This window comes from Knoellia locipacati, assembly GCF_044791685.1.
GTDB classification, from domain to species: Bacteria; Actinomycetota; Actinomycetes; order Actinomycetales; family Dermatophilaceae; genus Knoellia; species Knoellia locipacati_A.
This window is the reverse complement of sequence record NZ_CP087730.1, coordinates 2,363,872-2,379,999: the sequence shown is the minus strand read 5'-3', so window position 1 is coordinate 2,379,999 and position 16,128 is coordinate 2,363,872. Positions and strand designations below refer to the sequence as shown.

The 16,128-nt window shown below is 70.3% G+C and carries 14 protein-coding genes; 3 read left to right on the top strand and 11 right to left on the bottom strand.

Features of this window, described 5'->3' with window-relative positions:
* Window positions 1–24: 24 nt before the first annotated feature.
* The 8 genes from LL946_RS10960 to LL946_RS10925 all read right to left on the bottom strand — a co-directional run bounded on the left by LL946_RS10960 (window position 25) and on the right by LL946_RS10925 (window position 10,139).
* Window positions 25–2,022: an ABC transporter ATP-binding protein gene (locus tag LL946_RS10960; RefSeq protein ID WP_404380558.1), complete on the bottom strand. Its 1,998-nt coding sequence runs from the start codon at window positions 2,020–2,022 to the stop codon at window positions 25–27.
* On the bottom strand, window positions 2,019–3,755 hold the full coding sequence (locus LL946_RS10955) for an ABC transporter ATP-binding protein (RefSeq protein ID WP_404380556.1): 1,737 nt from the start codon (window positions 3,753–3,755) through the stop codon (window positions 2,019–2,021). Before LL946_RS10955 ends, LL946_RS10960 begins: the two co-directional genes overlap by 4 nt.
* Before the next feature lie 2 nt (window positions 3,756–3,757).
* Entirely contained in the window at window positions 3,758–4,384 is a 627-nt protein-coding gene (locus LL946_RS10950; protein ID WP_404380554.1) for a TetR/AcrR family transcriptional regulator, read from the bottom strand.
* Window positions 4,385–4,498: 114 nt separating this feature from the next.
* Window positions 4,499–4,708, bottom strand: a complete 210-nt coding sequence (locus LL946_RS10945; protein WP_404380552.1) for a hypothetical protein — start codon at window positions 4,706–4,708, stop codon at window positions 4,499–4,501.
* A gap of 39 nt (window positions 4,709–4,747) precedes the next feature.
* Entirely contained in the window at window positions 4,748–5,263 is a 516-nt protein-coding gene (locus LL946_RS10940; protein WP_404380550.1) for a CHRD domain-containing protein, read from the bottom strand.
* A 6-nt stretch (window positions 5,264–5,269) separates the two neighbouring features.
* Window positions 5,270–6,868: a methyltransferase gene (locus tag LL946_RS10935; RefSeq protein ID WP_404380548.1), complete on the bottom strand. Its 1,599-nt coding sequence runs from the start codon at window positions 6,866–6,868 to the stop codon at window positions 5,270–5,272.
* Between the two features lie 283 nt (window positions 6,869–7,151).
* Entirely contained in the window at window positions 7,152–9,611 is a 2,460-nt protein-coding gene (locus LL946_RS10930; RefSeq protein ID WP_404380546.1) for a sodium-translocating pyrophosphatase, read from the bottom strand.
* A 156-nt stretch (window positions 9,612–9,767) separates the two neighbouring features.
* Entirely contained in the window at window positions 9,768–10,139 is a 372-nt protein-coding gene (locus tag LL946_RS10925) for an anti-sigma factor antagonist (RefSeq protein WP_404380544.1), read from the bottom strand.
* A gap of 117 nt (window positions 10,140–10,256) precedes the next feature.
* Between LL946_RS10925 and LL946_RS10920 the strand changes: the two genes are divergently transcribed.
* Window positions 10,257–12,548 (top strand): DEAD/DEAH box helicase, encoded by a 2,292-nt coding sequence (locus LL946_RS10920; RefSeq protein WP_404380542.1) that lies wholly within the window; start codon window positions 10,257–10,259, stop codon window positions 12,546–12,548.
* Window positions 12,549–12,666: 118 nt separating this feature from the next.
* On the top strand, window positions 12,667–13,215 hold the full coding sequence (locus LL946_RS10915; RefSeq protein WP_404380540.1) for a hypothetical protein: 549 nt from the start codon (window positions 12,667–12,669) through the stop codon (window positions 13,213–13,215).
* 189 nt (window positions 13,216–13,404) lie between these two features.
* Here LL946_RS10915 and LL946_RS10910 read toward each other — a convergent pair whose 3' ends face one another.
* Genes LL946_RS10910 through LL946_RS10900 form a run of 3 tightly spaced genes read right to left on the bottom strand, consistent with a single transcriptional unit; the run spans window position 13,405 to window position 14,203 of the window.
* A complete protein-coding gene (locus LL946_RS10910; protein WP_404380538.1) occupies window positions 13,405–13,773 on the bottom strand; it encodes an Rv3654c family TadE-like protein in 369 nt (122 codons plus the stop codon).
* A complete protein-coding gene (locus tag LL946_RS10905; protein WP_404380536.1) occupies window positions 13,770–14,129 on the bottom strand; it encodes a TadE family type IV pilus minor pilin in 360 nt (119 codons plus the stop codon). The genes LL946_RS10910 and LL946_RS10905 overlap by 4 nt, the downstream gene beginning before the upstream one ends.
* Window positions 14,126–14,203, bottom strand: a complete 78-nt coding sequence (locus LL946_RS10900; protein ID WP_404386863.1) for a hypothetical protein — start codon at window positions 14,201–14,203, stop codon at window positions 14,126–14,128. The genes LL946_RS10905 and LL946_RS10900 overlap by 4 nt, the downstream gene beginning before the upstream one ends.
* A gap of 132 nt (window positions 14,204–14,335) precedes the next feature.
* Here LL946_RS10900 and LL946_RS10895 point away from each other — a divergent pair, with 132 nt between their 5' ends.
* On the top strand, window positions 14,336–16,090 hold the full coding sequence (locus tag LL946_RS10895) for a recombinase family protein (protein ID WP_404380534.1): 1,755 nt from the start codon (window positions 14,336–14,338) through the stop codon (window positions 16,088–16,090).
* Window positions 16,091–16,128 lie beyond the last annotated feature (38 nt).

The window sequence follows — 16,128 nt, the reverse complement described above, 5'->3', positions numbered from 1 at the left end:
TCGACGCGCGTGTGAGGAGGTGGGCTACTCGGCGGGCTCGGCGACAGCGGAACGGAACTGTGCGGCATACAGCTGCGCGAAGGCGCCACCGGCGGCGAGCAGGTCTGCGTGCGAACCCTGCTCGACGATGCGACCGTCCTGCATGACGAGGATGAGGTCGGCGTCGCGGATCGTCGAGAGGCGGTGCGCGATGACGAAGCTCGTCCGGTCCCGGCGCAGCGCCGACATCGCACGCTGCACGAGCTGCTCGGTGCGGGTGTCGACCGACGAGGTCGCCTCGTCGAGGATGAGCAGCGCCGGGTCCGAGAGGAACGCCCGGGCGATGGTGACGAGCTGCTTCTCGCCGGCGCTGATGTTGCCGGCCTCCGCGTCGAGCACCGTGTCGTAGCCGTCGGGCAGCGAGTGCACGAAGCGGTCGACGTAGGTGGCCTGCGCCGCGGCCACGACCTCCTCCTCGGTCGCGTCGGGGCGGCCGTAGGCGATGTTGTCGCGGATCGTCCCGCCGAAGAGCCAGGTGTCCTGGAGGACCATGCCGATCTCGCCGCGCAGGTTGTGCCGCGAGAGGTCGGTGATGTCGACGCCGTCGAGGGTGATGCGGCCGGCGTCGAGCTCGTAGAACCGCATGATGAGGTTGACCAGGGTCGTCTTGCCGGCACCGGTAGGACCGACGATCGCGACCATCTGGCCCGGCTCGACGGTGAGGTCGAGGTCCTCGATGAGCGGCTTGTCCGGGGAGTAGGAGAAGGACACCCCGTCGAACTCGACGCGACCGTGGGGGTCGTCGAGCACGGTCGGCGTGCTCGCCTCGGCCTGCTGCTCGGGTGCGTCGAGGACGTCGAAGACCCGCTCGGCGGAGGCGACACCGGACTGCATGAGGTTCGCCATCGAGGCCACCTGCGTGAGCGGCTGGGTGAACTGGCGGGAGTACTGGATGAAGGCCTGCACGTCACCCAGGGTCATCGAGCCGCTCGCCACGCGCAGCCCACCGACGACGGCGATGATGACGTAGTTGAGGTTCCCGATGAACATCATCGTCGGCATGATGATGCCGCTCACGAACTGCGCCCCGAACCCGGCGTCGAAGAGGTCGTCGTTCTTGGCCCGGAAGGCCGCGCGCGCCTCCTCCTGGCGGCCGAACACTTTGACCAGCTGGTGACCGGTGAAGGTCTCCTCGACGATCCCGTTGAGCTCGCCGGTGGACTTCCACTGCTGCACGAAGTGCTTCTGCGACCGCTTGCCGATGACCGCCGTGACGACCATCGTCAACGGGATCGTCACGAGCGCGATGAGCGCCAGCAGCGGTGAGATCCAGAGCATCATCGCCACCATGGCGATGACGGTGAGCAGCGAGGTGAGCAGCTGGCTCAGCGTCTGCTGCAGGCTCTGCGAGACGTTGTCGATGTCGTTGGTGACCCGGCTGAGCAGCTCGCCACGGGGCTGGCTGTCGAAGTACGGCAGGGGCAGCCGGTTGAGCTTGTCCTCGACGTCACGGCGCAGGTTGAAGATCGTGCGGTTCACGGCACCGGTGAGGATCCAGCCCATCGCCCACTGCAGCAGGCTGGCGACGACGTAGATCGCGAGCACGATGACCAGCACCCGCCCGACGGCACCGAAGTCGATGCCGGCACCCGGGACGAGGAAGGGCATCCCCTCGACGAGGTCGGCGAACGTGTCCTGACCACGCGCGCGCAGGCCGGCGACGATCTGCGGGACGGTGCCCTCGTCGGGCAGCTGCTTCCCGACGACCCCGGCGAAGATGAGGTCGGTGGCGCGCCCGAGGATCTTGGGCCCGACCGCGTTGAGGGCGACGCTCCCCAGCGCGAAGGCCAGGACGGCATACAGGGCAAGGCTCTCGGGTCGCAGGAGGGCGAGCAGGCGCTTGGCCGACCCGCGGAAGTTCGTCGACTTCTCGCCGGGCTGACCGATCCGCATGTGCGGTGGGCCGCCTCGCTGCGTGGCTCCGGGGCCGCGGCGCCGCTCGGCGGCCTTCTCCTCCTCGGTGAGGATCCGGTCGGTGCTCATGCTGCCGCCTCCCCTGCGCTGCGCTGGCTCTCGACGATCTCGAGGTAGGTCGGGCAGGTCTCGAGCAGCTCGTCGTGGGTGCCCGACCCGACGACCGCTCCGTCCTCGAGGACGACGATGTGGTCGGCGTCGATGATCGTCGAGACCCGCTGTGCGACAACGACAACCGTCGTATGCCGGGTGACCGGCTTGAGTGCCGCCCGCAGCCTCGCGTCGGTCGAGAGGTCGAGCGCCGAGAAGCTGTCGTCGAAGAGGTAGACGTCGGGTTTGGCCACGAGCGCCCGCGCGATGGCCAGGCGCTGGCGCTGACCGCCCGAGACGTTCGTGCCCCCCTGGGCGATCGCGGACTCGAGCCCGTCGGGCATCGCGCGGACGAAGTCCTCGGCCTGGGCGATGCGCAGCGCCTCCCAGAGCTCGTCGTCGGTGGCGTCCGCGTCGCCGTAGCGGAGGTTCGAGGCGACCGTGCCGGTGAAGAGGTAGGGCTTCTGCGGGACGAGGCCGATCCGGCTCCACACGTCTTCGAGCGTGGCGTCCCGCACGTCGACCCCGCCGAGCAGAACCGCGCCGTCGGTGACGTCGTAGAGGCGCGGGATGAGCGAGATCAGCGTGGACTTGCCCGAGCCGGTGCTGCCGATGATCGCCGTGGTGCGACCGGGCTCCGCCGTGAGCGAGACCCCTTGGAGCACAGGGACATCTGCGCCCGGGTAGGCGAACTCGACGTCGCGCAGCTCGAGCGTCGTGCCACCGGACGGAAGCGCGACCGGCTGGATCGGCTGGACGACGGTCGAGTCGGTGTCGAGCACCTCGGCGATGCGCCCGGCCGAGACGGTGGCCCGCGGGATCATCATCGACATGAAGGTCGCCATCATCACCGACATGAGGATCTGCATGAGGTAGGCCATGAACGCCGTGAGCGCCCCGACCTGCATCTGCCCGCTGTCGACACGTTGGGCGCCGAACCAGAGCACGGCGACGGTCGAGGCGTTGAAGATGAGCATGACGATCGGGAAGACCAGCGCCATGAGCCGCCCGACGGCGAGCGCGGTGCCGGTGTACTGCGTGTTGGCCTCGGCGAAGCGCGCACGCTCGTGGTCCTCACGCACGAACGCCCGCACGACCCGGATGCCGGTGATCTGCTCGCGCAGGACGCGGTTGACCCAGTCGACGGACTCCTGCATGAGCCGGAAGTTGGGGATCATCCGGCGGATGACGAGCGAGACGCAGAGGGCGAGGAGCGGCACGGCGACCGCCACGAGCCAGGACAGACCGACGTCCTCCCGCAGCGCCATGACGATGCCGCCGACCATCATGATCGGGGCGGAGACCATCATCGCGGCGCCCATGAAGACGACCGTCTGGACCTGCGTGACGTCGTTGGTGTTGCGCGAGATGAGCGTCGGGGCACCGAAGCGGGACACCTCCTGCGCAGAGAAGTCCCCGACCTTGGCGAAGATCCCGGCGCGCAGGTCGCGCCCGAGGCCGGCGGCCGCCTTGGCGCCGAGGTAGGTCGCGGCCACGGTGGCGGCGATCTGGACGAGCGACACGGCGAGCATCCAGCCGCCGGTCGACATGATGTAGCCGGTGTCGCCCTTGGCCACCCCCTCGTCGATGATCTTGCCGTTGAGGCTGGGGAGGTAGAGCGAGGCGATCGTGCCCGCCAGCTGGAGCAGGACGAGCACGGCGAGCGAGCCGCGGTACGGGCGCAGGTAGTCGCGCATGAGTCGGAGCAGCACGGCTACTTCCTCTTCCTCGTGGACGTGGAGCGAGCGGTGGTGGGGCGCGCGAGCGCGCCCTCGAGCAGCACATCGACGAGCTGCTCCGGGCTGGAGGTCTCGCCGTCGAGCATCGGGTGCACGCTCGAGAGGGTGAGCATGCGCAGGTAGCCGATGAAGGTCGTGGCGGGGATGCGCAGCTGGTCGGCGTCGGCCCCGATGAGGTCGATGAAGGCCGCGTCGAGCTGTGCCGTCGCCTCCTCCCGTCGACGGTGCGCCTCTCCCCCGTGGGGTGGGTGCATCTCGTGGCCGGACGACTGCAGGACGGTGATGAGGGCGATGACGCCCTGGAGGTGTTCCTGCATGACCGCGACCGCGGCGGCGAGCCGGTCGCGCACGGGTTCGGTGCGGTCGACGGCGGCAATCTCGGTGATGAGCGTCGAGTTGTCGAAGGCGTCGTGGATCGCCGCGTCGACCAGCGCGTCCTTGCTGTCGAAGACGCGGAAGATCGTGCCCTCGGCGATCCCGGCGGCCCTGGCGATGTCCTTGGTGCTCACCGCCCTCCCACGCTCCCGGAGCAGCGGCAGCGTGGCGGCGATGATCGAGGCCCGACGTTCGTCGGGGGCCATGGCGGGGGCGCGAGGAGTCACGCCCTCAAGTATGAGTGAGTGAGCGCTCACTCACAACTGGCTCACCTCACGTGCTCACGGGGCGGGGTCGGGAGACTGGACGACCCGCGTCACTCACTCCCCCGGCGAGCCCGGTCAGTGGTTGTCGGACTCCTGACCGGGCTCGTTGAGGTCGGTCGACCCGTCCTCGACGGGGTCGTTGACGTCGGGGGTGTCGGGCACGCTGTCCGCTCCCCCGAGCGCGGTCTCGGGGTTGAGGGCGCTCGACCCTGCCTCCGAGACCGCGCCGCTCTCCTCGAGGGTCGGGTCGGCCTGGCTGGTGCTGTCGTCCGGGTGTTCGCTCATGCCTCCAACATAGGCGCGGCGACCCGATCGGGCTCGCCCTCAGTCGTCCGCGTGCAGCTGACCGCGCACGGCGCCGCTGGGGTACTCGCCGTTGTGGACGTTGACGTAGTACGCCGACGGGTTGGCGAGGATGGCCTGCACCTCGCCCGGGTCGAGGCCCTTGCCGGCCTCACCCTCGGTGAGGCAGTCCGCTGCCTGGCCACCCTGCGGGAACGCGAGGTTGACCTCGACCGGGCCGTTGGTGCCCTCGGCGCCCTTGTGGATGTGGGCCATGCGCGGCGCACCCGGCGCCTGCTCCAGCTCGGCCACCCGGCTCACCTCGAGGATGTAGCAGAGCGTGGTCGGGTCGCCGTCGACACCGAAGACGTAGGCCTCGCCCCGTCCGTTGGGGTCACCCGCGACGCCCTTGGAACCGTCGGCGGCGACCTCCGCCCGGCCGGTGAGGTGGGCACTGACGAGGGCGTTGCTGTGGCCGGCCTGGGCGGCCCCGGGTGCCAGCATCAGTCCGACGGCCAGGCCGGCGACGCCGGTGGCTCCGATGAGAATGCGCTTCATTGCGGATCAACTCACTTTCGCAGGGAGGGCCGGGGGGTCGACCCTGCGGTGTGTTCGTTGCGAAGCGCCTGCTGGATGTCTCGGGGCGGTGGTCAGGCCGTCGGTGCCACGAGGAGGCCGTCCTTGGCAGCGTCCCGGACGAACGCGACGACCTCGCGCGCGGTCTCGGCTGGGTCGAGATCGAGGATCCCCGCGATCGCTCCGACGGCCCTGTCTGGGGGTGAGCTCGCCGTCCGCCACGGAGAGGTATGCCGCGGTGACCGTCGTGAGCCTGATGACCCGTCCCAGCCCGCCACCCTGGCGGGCGACGATGACCGACGGGTCCGAGGCGCCGGGAAGCGTGTGCCGCTCCTCGGTCACGTCGGGTGTCCCCTTCCACGCGCGGTCGAGCACCTCGTCGTCCGAGTGCTCGGCAAGCCAGGTGCGCGCCTCGAGACCGACCTGCACGACGTCTCCCATCGCCGCCGGCACGGGTCCACGCTCGTCCATGAGGTCGACGAACGGCTCTCTGTCGGTGGCCGGCCGGTGGAGGGTGATGACGCCGAACCCGATCGCCTCGATGTCGCGAGATGCGAAGTCGTCGAGCCACGCGGCATACATCGCGTCGAAGTCCGCCGTGCCCGCGTGGTGACCACCGTCGCGCGACCAGGTCTCGGCGTACTCGGCGGGGTCCTGGACCTCGCGCTGGACGACCCACGCGTCGACCCCTGCCCCCTCGAGCCATGAGCCGACCCGCTCGGTCCACGTCGACCCGCGCGGCACCTCCCAGTTCCCGAGGAGCTGCGCGACTCCTCCGGGTTCCAGGTGCTCGCCGACCGAGCGCACGAGTCCCGCCACGACGGAGTCACCCGCCGCGCCACCGTCGCGGTACTCGAAGAGCGGGACCTCTCCCGACCTCGGGGTGATGACGAACGGCGGGTTGCTCACGACGAGGTCGAAGCGCTCTCCTGCAACGGGTTCGAGCATCGACCCGGACCGGACGTCCCACGCGCACTCGTTGAGCGCGGCGTTGAACCTCGCGAAGGCGAGGGCGCGCTCGGAGAGGTCGGTGACGACGATGTGGTCTGCGTGGTGGCCCAGGTGCAGCGCCTGCACACCGCACCCGGTGCCGAGGTCGAGCGCCTTGGCCACGGGACGTCGGATCGTCCACTGCGCGAGCGTCGTCGACGCGCCGCCGATGCCGAGGACGTGGTCCTCGCGCACCGGCGACCCGGTCGCGACCTCGGCGAGGTCGGACGCGACCCACCAGTGCCGGTCGTCGGACGCGTAGGGGCGGATGTCGAAGCGGGCGACGACGCCGTCGCCCTCCTCGGTGACGAGACCCAGCGCGATGGCGCCCGCCAGGCGCAGCGTCGGCAGGGCACGGTCCACCTCGGCGACGTCGACAGGGTCTCCCAGGGTGAAGAGCCGGATGAGGGTGGCCGCGGGCGTCGAGGAGGCGCTGGCCACCCGGCGCGCGGGCAGCGACTGCTCGCGGGCGAGGGCGCCGCTGGCGAGGGGACCGAGGACCTGCAGGGTGCCGGTCACGGTGAAGTCGGCGGCGGTGAGGTCGGCGCGGAGCCGCGCGACGAGGTCGTCGTCGACGACCGGGACGGGAGCGGACACCGGAGTCACGCGTCGCGGAGGTTGCCGAGGTCGGCTTGGTCGAGGAGCGAGGAGCGCATGTCCTCAGCCTAAGGCGAGGCGTCGACTCGACGTCTGGTCGGCCAGCGAGTCAGCCATGGTTCGGCACCAGAGGGTGATGTCTGGTCGTCGGCATGCTCGATCGTGGCGGGACGCCGAGGCGAGCCGCGTCGGCCTCCACAGGGCGCTCGAACGATGGAGAAATGGGTGAGCCGACCACCCGTGGGTGGTCGGCTCACCAACTTCTGACCGGGTCGGGCCCGCCTCAGCGGCGCGCGGACACCTCGACGTGGTCACCGTTGTCGATGACGTCGGAGTCGAGGGCGTCTTCGACGGCCTCGCCCGGCTCGGTGACGGCCCCGGAGTCAGGAGCCGAGGCGTCCAGCTCCTTGACACCCTCGACGTCGTCGTCGCCACCGATGGCGAGGTCACGACGCTTGGAGATCATGACCGCCGTGACGATGATGATGAACCCGACCGCGGCGATGCCGTAGCGGATCGGAGCGCTCGCGCCCCCGCCGATGCTCAGCGTGACGATCGCCGGGGCGATGAGCACGGCCACGAGGTTCATGACCTTGATGAGCGGGTTGATGGCCGGGCCGGCGGTGTCCTTGAACGGGTCACCGACGGTGTCACCGATGACGGTGGCCTCGTGCGCGGACGAACCCTTGCCACCGTGGTGGCCGTCCTCGACGATCTTCTTCGCGTTGTCCCAGGCGCCGCCAGAGTTCGCGAGGAAGACGGCCATGAGGCAGCCGGTGCCGATCGCGCCGGCGAGGAAGCCCGCGAGCGCGCCGATGCCGAGGCCGAAGCCGACGACCACCGGGGTCAGGGCCGCGAGCAGACCGGGCGTCGCGAGCTCACGCAGCGAGTCCTTGGTGCAGATGTCGACGACCTTGCCGTACTCCGGCTTGGTCGTGCCCTCCATGATCCCGGGGATGTCGCGGAACTGGCGACGCACCTCGAAGACGATGGCGCCGGCCGCACGCGTCACCGCGTTGATGGCCAGGCCCGAGAAGAGGAACACCACGGCCGCACCGAGGAGCAGGCCGACCAGCGTGGACGGGTTGGTCACGAGCGCCTGGGCGTCGCCGAGGAAGGACTCGGCCTCCGCCTGCGTCGTGGTGCCCGGGTCGGTGATCTCGCGGACCGCCGTCTGCCACGCGTCGGTGTAGGAGCCGAAGAGCGCGGTCGCGGCGAGCACGGCCGTCGCGATGGCGATGCCCTTGGTGATGGCCTTGGTCGTGTTGCCGACCGCGTCGAGCTCGGTGAGGATCTTCGCGGCCTCCTCGTCGACGTCGCCCGACATCTCGGCGATGCCCTGGGCGTTGTCCGAGACGGGTCCGAACGTGTCCATGGCGACGATGACACCGACGGTCGTGAGCAGTCCACAGCCGGCGAGCGCGATGAGGAACAGCGACAGGGCCACGGAGCCGCCACCGAGCAGGAACGCGAGGTAGACCGCGCCACCGATGATCGCCGCGGTGTAGACGGCCGACTCGAGGCCGACACCGATGCCCGAGAGGACGACGGTCGCGGCGCCGGTGAGCGATGTGCGCGCGACGTCCTTGGTCGGGCGCTTGTCGGTGCCGGTGAAGTAGCCGGTGAGCCAGAGGATGATCGCCGCGAGGACGATGCCGATGACGACCGCGAGGATCGCCGTGATGCGCGGGTTGCCCTCGAGGGCGCCGATGCCCTGGTCGCGCGAGCCGAGCTCGGCGAACGTCGCGGGCAGGTAGAGCCACGCAGCGATGGCCGACAGGACGGCAGCGATGGCGGCCGAGATGTAGAAGCCCTGGTTGATGGCGTCGAGCGCGTTCTGGGTGCCGCGCGCCTTGGTGATGAACACGCCGATGAGGGCGGTGACCGCACCGATGGCCGGGACGAGCAGCGGGAAGACGAGGCCGTAGGAGCCGAACGCCACGGAGCCGAGGATGAGAGCGGCCACGAGCATCACGGCATACGACTCGAAGAGGTCGGCCGCCATGCCGGCGCAGTCGCCCACGTTGTCACCGACGTTGTCGGCGATGGTCGCGGCGTTGCGGGGGTCGTCCTCGGGGATGCCTGCCTCGACCTTGCCGACGAGGTCGGCGCCGACGTCGGCGGCCTTGGTGAAGATGCCTCCACCGACACGCATGAACATCGCGAGCAGGGCCGCGCCGAAGCCGAAGCCCTCGAGCACCTTGGGCGCCTCGGCCTTGTAGAGCAGCACGACGACGGAGGCGCCGAGCAGGCCGAGGCCCACGGTCGCCATGCCGACGGTGCCACCGGTGCGGAAGGCAATGCGCATGCCCTCGTCGCGACCGTTCTCACCGCGCGCGGCGGCGGCGACGCGGACGTTGGCCTTCGTGGCCAGCTTCATGCCGAGGTAGCCGATCGAGGCGGAGAAGAGCGCGCCGACGACGAAGAAGCCGGAGCGACCCAGCTTCACGCCCCAGTCGGGGGCCGGGAGGAGGAGCAGCAGCCCGAAGACGAGCACGACGAAGATGCTCAGCGTCTTGAACTGTCGCGTGAGGTAGGCCGCGGCCCCCTCCTCGACCGCAGCGCCGATCTCGCGCATCTTGTCGGTTCCAGTGTCCGCACGCAGGACCTGTGCCCGGAAGACGAACCCCATGACGAGGGCGATCACGGCGATGACCGCGACCCCCAGGACCAGGGTGACGTTCGATCCGGTGAGGTCCAGCGTGGAACTCGCCTCGGCTGGTGCGAGCGCGAGTGCAGCCATTCCATCCTCCTTGACGGGTGTGCGCCGTCGAGGCCCGGGACCGAATGCCCACAGGCAGGCGCGGGGTGGACCTTACCCGGTGACTCAAGTCACATGAAGGGCCTGTGCCCCGGTGTGACTGCTCTCACGCCCTGAGGCGCCCGGACCATGGGTGCGTCAGTCGGAGAGGTCCGGCTCCTGGACGTCGTCGTCGACCGACGCGAGCGCCTCGTCGACCGTGGCGTGGACCGGCAGGACCTGGTCGAGCCCGGTGATGGCGAACAGCCGCAGGATGCGCTCGTCGGTGCAGACCACGTGCAGCGTGCCGCCGAGCTTGCGGACCGCCTTGAGGCGCCCGACGAGGACACCGAGCCCGGTCGAGTCGAGGAAGCCGACACCCTGGAGGTCGACGACGATCCTCGTCTGGTCGGCGGCAGCCCGCTCCTCGAGGACGGAACGCAGCTGGGGGGCGGTGTAGACGTCGACCTCACCCGCGACGGTCACGATGACGACGTCCTCGCGCTCGGTCATCGACACGCTGAGCTTCACTTCGGCCAGGCTCCTTGATCAGTCCGGCATCCGAGGCTCCGGATCCAGGTCGTAGATGCATCCACGCAGGCCAGGAAGCTGGCAGCGCTGTCGGCGTACGGCATTACCGTAACCCCCATGTCGACATCTGCCGAGCCGACTGCGATCCTCGCCGCACTCGCGGCCGGTGACCGCAGCCCTCGGCTGCGTCACGTCGAGCACCTCCCCGCCCGTGCGGCGCGTGTCGCCGAGTGGCCGGAGTGGGTCGCCGCGCCCGTCCTGGCCAGCCTCACCGGCAGCGGCATCGCCCAGCCGTGGTCGCACCAGCGCGAGGCGATGGACCTCGCCCACGCGGGCTCGCACGTCGTGCTGTCGACCGGCACGGCTTCGGGCAAGAGCCTGGGCTACCTCGTCCCCGGGCTGTCCGCCGTCGTCGAGGGGCTGGCATCGCCGACCGGTCGCGGCGCCACCGTCCTCTACGTCGCGCCCACCAAGGCCCTCGCCGCCGACCAGCTCGCTCGCATCGAGGCGCTGGCCATCCCGGGCGTGCGGGCTGCCACCTATGACGGCGACACCCCCACCGACGAGCGCCGCTGGATCCGCGGGCACGCCAACGTCGTCCTCACCAACCCGGACCTGCTGCACCACTCCCTGCTCCCGGGCCACCAGCACTGGTCACCGTTCCTGCGGTCCCTCCAGTACGTCGTCATCGACGAGTGCCACATCTACCGCGGCGTGTTCGGGTCGCACGTCTCGTCCGTGCTCCGCCGGCTGCGCCGGGTGACGACCCGCTACCGCGCCGACCCGACCTTCGTGCTCGCCTCCGCGACCGTGAGCCACCCCGCGTCCCACGCCTCACGCCTCATCGGTATGCCGGTCAGTCCCGTCGAGGTCGACGGCTCACCTCGCGAGGCGCTCACCTTCGCGCTGTGGGAGCCGCCCACCATCGACGAGTCCCGCCGGTCAGCGACGACCGAGACGGCCGAGCTGCTCGCCGAGCTCGTCGACCGGGGGGTCCAGACCCTCGCCTTCGCCCGCAGCCGGGCCGGGGTCGAGTCGCTCGCCTCGTCCGCACGTCGCCGCCTCGGCCAGGTGGGCGGCACACCGGAGGCGACCATTGCGGCATACCGGGGCGGTTATCTCCCCCAGGAGCGGCGCGAGCTCGAGCGGGCGCTGCGCGACGGAGAGCTCCGTGGGCTCGCGGCGACCAACGCACTGGAGCTCGGGGTCGACATCAGCGGGCTCGACGCCGTGCTCATGGCCGGGTGGCCCGGGCGTCGCGCCAACCTCTGGCAGCAGGCCGGGCGCGCCGGGCGCTCTGGTCGCGCGTCTCTCGCGATGTTCATCGCGGCGGACGACCCGCTCGACACCTATCTCCTGGACCACCCCGAGGCGATCTTCGGCGCCCCGATCGAGTCGACGGTCATGGACCCGGCCAACCCGCACGTGCTCGCGCCCCACCTCGCGGCCGCGGCGCACGAGCTGCCGCTGACCGAGGCCGACCTGCCGATGTTCGGCACCGGCGCGAGGGGCGTCCTCGACCTGCTCGTCGAGCGAGGCATCCTCCGCCGTCGCCCGACCGGGTGGTTCTGGGCGCGTGACGACCGGCCCGGCGACCACGTCAACCTCCGCGGCACCACGGAAGTGGTCTCGATCGTCGAGCGACGCAGTGGCCGGGTGCTCGGCACCATCGACGAGGCGTCGGCGCACTCGCAGGTCCACACCGGCGCGGTGCACGTGCACCAGGGCGACCCGTTCGTCGTCACCGACCTCGACCTCGAGTCGGCGACGGCGACCGTCGTCCGCGGCGACCCGGGCTGGAGCACGCACTCGCAGTCACGCAGCTCGTTCGAGATCCTCGGCGCCCAGCGCACGGTGCAGTGGGGCGAGGTCGACGTCTGCTTCGGCTCGGTGCGCGTCACGAGCCAGGTGACGTCGTTCCTCCGGCGCCTGCCCTCGGGTGAGGTGCTCGGGACGCACCCGCTCGACCTGCCCGAGCGCTCGCTCGTCACCCGCGGCGTCTGGTGGACGATGCCCGTCGACCTGCTCGAGGCCGCCGGGATCGACGAGGCACAGATCCCCGGAGCCGCCCACGCCGCCGAGCACGCGGCCATCGGGATGCTGCCGCTCGTGGCGACCTCCGACCGCTGGGACGTCGGCGGGGTGTCGACCGACCAGCACCCGGACACCGGCCTGCCGACGATCATGGTCTACGACGGCTACCCGGGGGGTGCCGGCTTCGCCGAGCGCGCCCACACGGCGTTCGGCGAGTGGATCGAGGCGACCCGCGATGCCATCGCCCGGTGCCGGTGCGAGCGTGGATGCCCCGCCTGCGTGCAGTCGCCGAAGTGCGGCAACGGCAACGAGCCGCTCGACAAGGAGCGAGCGGTCCGTCTGCTCGACGTCGTCCTCATGTCGCGACCGGCCTGACCCCTGGTCTGCGGGTGCGGGTGCCGGAGCGACCGCGCGGCCACCCGCAGGAGGCGCCGGCTCGACTCGGGTGCGCTGATCAGGCACAACGGCTCTCGATCGCGCTAGCCTCGCAGGCGTGATCATCCTCGGACTCATCCTCGTCCTGCTCGCCGTCGCCGCCGGAATCCTCCTCTTCGAGGGGACGCGGGCCCTCACCGACGGGGTCGACATCGACGTCCTCAACGGCACGGTCAGCCTCCCCCCGCTCGCTCTGCTCATCACCGGTGCCGCCGTCATCACCGTCTTCTGGCTCGGATGGGCCCTCATGCGCGGCGGCATGCGTCGCAGCTCCCGTCGGCGCCGTGACGCCAAGGAGCAGGCCACCCTGGCCGAGCAGCGGCGACTCGATGACGAGCGGCGCATGCAGGAGGAGTTCGCCCAGCGTGAGCGCCAGCTGGCCGAGGAGCGTCAGCTGCGCGAGCAGGAGACCACCGCGCTGCGACGCGAGGCCGACGAGCGCGTCGAGGAGCAGCACCTCTCGACCGAGGAGGCCCGTCGCCGCGCCGAGATCGCCGAGAGCCAGAACGCCCAGTACCAGACCACGCAGCCTCGAGCCACGCAGGATCAGGACCTCCCGGGCCGCCACACGGAGCCGACCCGAGACCTTCCCCGCGACCAGCGCTGACCCTGCGGGGGTTCTGCGAGACCGGAGGCCCGGCACCGCATCAGCTGATGATGCCGTGCCGGGCCTTTCACGTCCGGGCGCCGGCGCACGCGTGGACCACGGCCCAGGTCCAGCTCCCGGGCGCACCGGCCCCTCATGACCACGAGGGCCGGTCGGCGGACACGGGTGCTCGTCGCGTCTGACGGTCGTTCACTGAGCAGGGTCCTGCGCCGGTCCCGCCCTCGCCGACGCCGTGGCGGTCCGCGCCACCCCCGGCCAGCCAGCGCTCACGTCGGTGAGCACTCGCACCTGCACCGATGCGCCGTCGGTCAGGCGACAGGACTGCAGCCGGGCGGCGTTGCGGCTCGCCAACTCCTCGGCCCGGCCGCACGGGTCGGCCAGACCCTGCTGCAAGGCGCTGGCGGCAGCCAGGGCGGAGAGATCCGCCGCTGCGCGCGCACGGTGTGCGGCACTCGCCGCCGCTCCGATCTGGACGACGGCGACGGACACGATGAGGAGTGTCCCCGCCACGGCGGTGACGAGCACCGTCCCCGAGCCGCGCTCGTCAGCCGTCGTCATGGAGCGGCCTCCGGGACGGCATGGGCGACTCCACGAGGTCGACCCCGCACCCCGAGCGCCGACAGGACGGTGGGCAGGTCGGTGCTGACGTCGACCTGCACGCTGCCGGGGCCGACGGCGAGAGCGATCCGGGCACCCTCAGGCGACTGCCGGGCAACCTCTCGCCGCACCTCCTCGACCGGCTCCCCGCGTGCGAGCAGTCGAGCACCCGTCCTCGCGGCGTCGACGCACCGCAGGTGGTCGGTCACCGCACCCACGGCCCCGAGCCCAAGGGTGAGCACCAGCACGAGGGCCGGCAGGGCCACGGCGATCTCGGCCGTGACCATGCCGGCCTCGCGGCGGACGGCTGGGGTCACGTGCCCGTTCCGAGGGCGGCGGTGATCACCTTGGCCAGCGCGGACTTCACCGGTCCCGACTTCACGACGAGCATGAGGACGGCGGCGAAGGCGCAGGCAGCCAGCGTTCCCTGTTGGTTGCCTACTTGTCCGTTGCCAGGGCTATCCCGTGCTGTTGCGGGTTGACCGCCCGCAGTGCCTCGTCGGCCTTCGGGGGGTATGAGCGAATGGCAGAGGCGTCTTCCACCAGTGGGCGGGGTGCGGGTTCGGGTGAGGTTTCGGGATCAGGTGGATCCCAAAGTCCTCACCCGTCTGATCGAAGCCCTCTTGCCTCCCGAGCAGCGGGTTCTTTCACTGAAGGTGAGCCGCAGGGCGTCGTGAGCGACCGGGTGCGGGTCGTGACCTACGCGAGGGTCTCGACAGCTGAGCAGGTCGAGAAGGGCACATCGTTGCCCGACCAGCGGCGCCGCCTGGCCGCAGCTGTGACAGCCCGAGCCGCGGTCCTGGTTGAGCACTTTGATGATGCTGGTGTCTCAGGCGTGCTGGACTCCCGACCGGGCCTTGACCGGCTCCTGGCCAGAGTCGGAGCCGGTGGTGTGGATGCCGTCATGGCCACCAAAATCGATCGCATCTCCCGCTCGGCGGTCGGCCTGCTCAACCTTGTAGAGAAGCTACGTGAACACGGGTGTCATGTCGTCCTCATCGACGAAGGCCTGGACACCTCCACTCCCGCCGGCGATCTGACTTCTGGCGTGTTGGGTGTCATTGGCGGGTGGGAGCGGCGCCGCATCTCGGAACGCACACAACAGGGCCGCCGCGCTGCCGCCCAAAATGAAGGACGATTCGTTTCTTCCACGCCACCGTTCGGGTATCGAGTCGTGTCAGCGCCCTCCAAGCGAGGTAAACGCTTGGTCACACACGACGCGCAAGCGGACACCATCCGAACCATCTTCCAACGACTGATCGTGGACGGCTCGAACGCGACCACCGTTGCGGCAGAGCTGAACTCGGCGGGTATGAAGCCTGCGCGGGCGTCTTCCTGGTCCGCTGCCTCTCTGCGTCGCTGGACCCTCAGGGAACCGCCACTTCGAGCGGCCTCCGGAATCTGGATCTTCGATGGCATCTCCGTCTCGATCCCAGCGATCCTCACCCAAGCGGAGTCTGCGCAATGGTCAGCTTGGCAACAGGCCCGTACCGGGCCGCAACAGCAGTCCCGGGGGCCCTACCTCTTGTCGGGCGTTCTGCGGATGCCGTGCGGGCGCGGGGCCATGGGGCGAACCGCGGGAACCCAACGCCCGACCTACTCATGCCGGGACCACTACCTACCAACCGCAGATCCCCACCGGCACGGGTCCTGCCTCAACGTCCCGGTCGACGTTGTCGACGCTGCCGTCCTGGAACACGTCAGACACGTACTTGCGGCGCCGCAGGTGCTCGAACACGCCGCCAAACGCTGCCTGCTGGGTCCAGCCCAACCCGAAGGTGAAGCAGACGCGCTCGAAGCCCAGCTCCTGGACCTTGACCAGCAAATCAGCGCAGACTCGGCCGCTCTGCGAGCCGAAGGCCTGAGCGGTCGCGCCCTCGGCGCAGCTCTGGTTCCTCTGCATCGTCAACAGCAGGACATCGTGCGAGAACTGCGCTCTCTTCACCGACGCGCGGCCACGACCGCGCACGTTCGCAACGATGTCCAGCTCGCCCAGCTCGTCGCTACCGCCCGACAGGCACTGAACCAAAACACGGTCGGCACGTGGCGCCCCCTGCTGAGCGTCCTGCACGCAATCGTGACCATTGACGGCTACACCACCTGCAAGCAATGCCAAGGAACCGGATTCCTGCCCCTTGGCTCAGGCGACGGTCGGCGATGGCCCCTTCGTTGCCCCACATGCCTCAAAGGTCAAACCCCCGACCTCACCGTCGAGCTCGACAACATCATGGCGTTCGTCATCGCCGACCGGATTGGCAAGTTGCCAGGCCCCAAATAGCCCCAGGCCCGGTGGATGTGCCAACTATAGTTGACTCA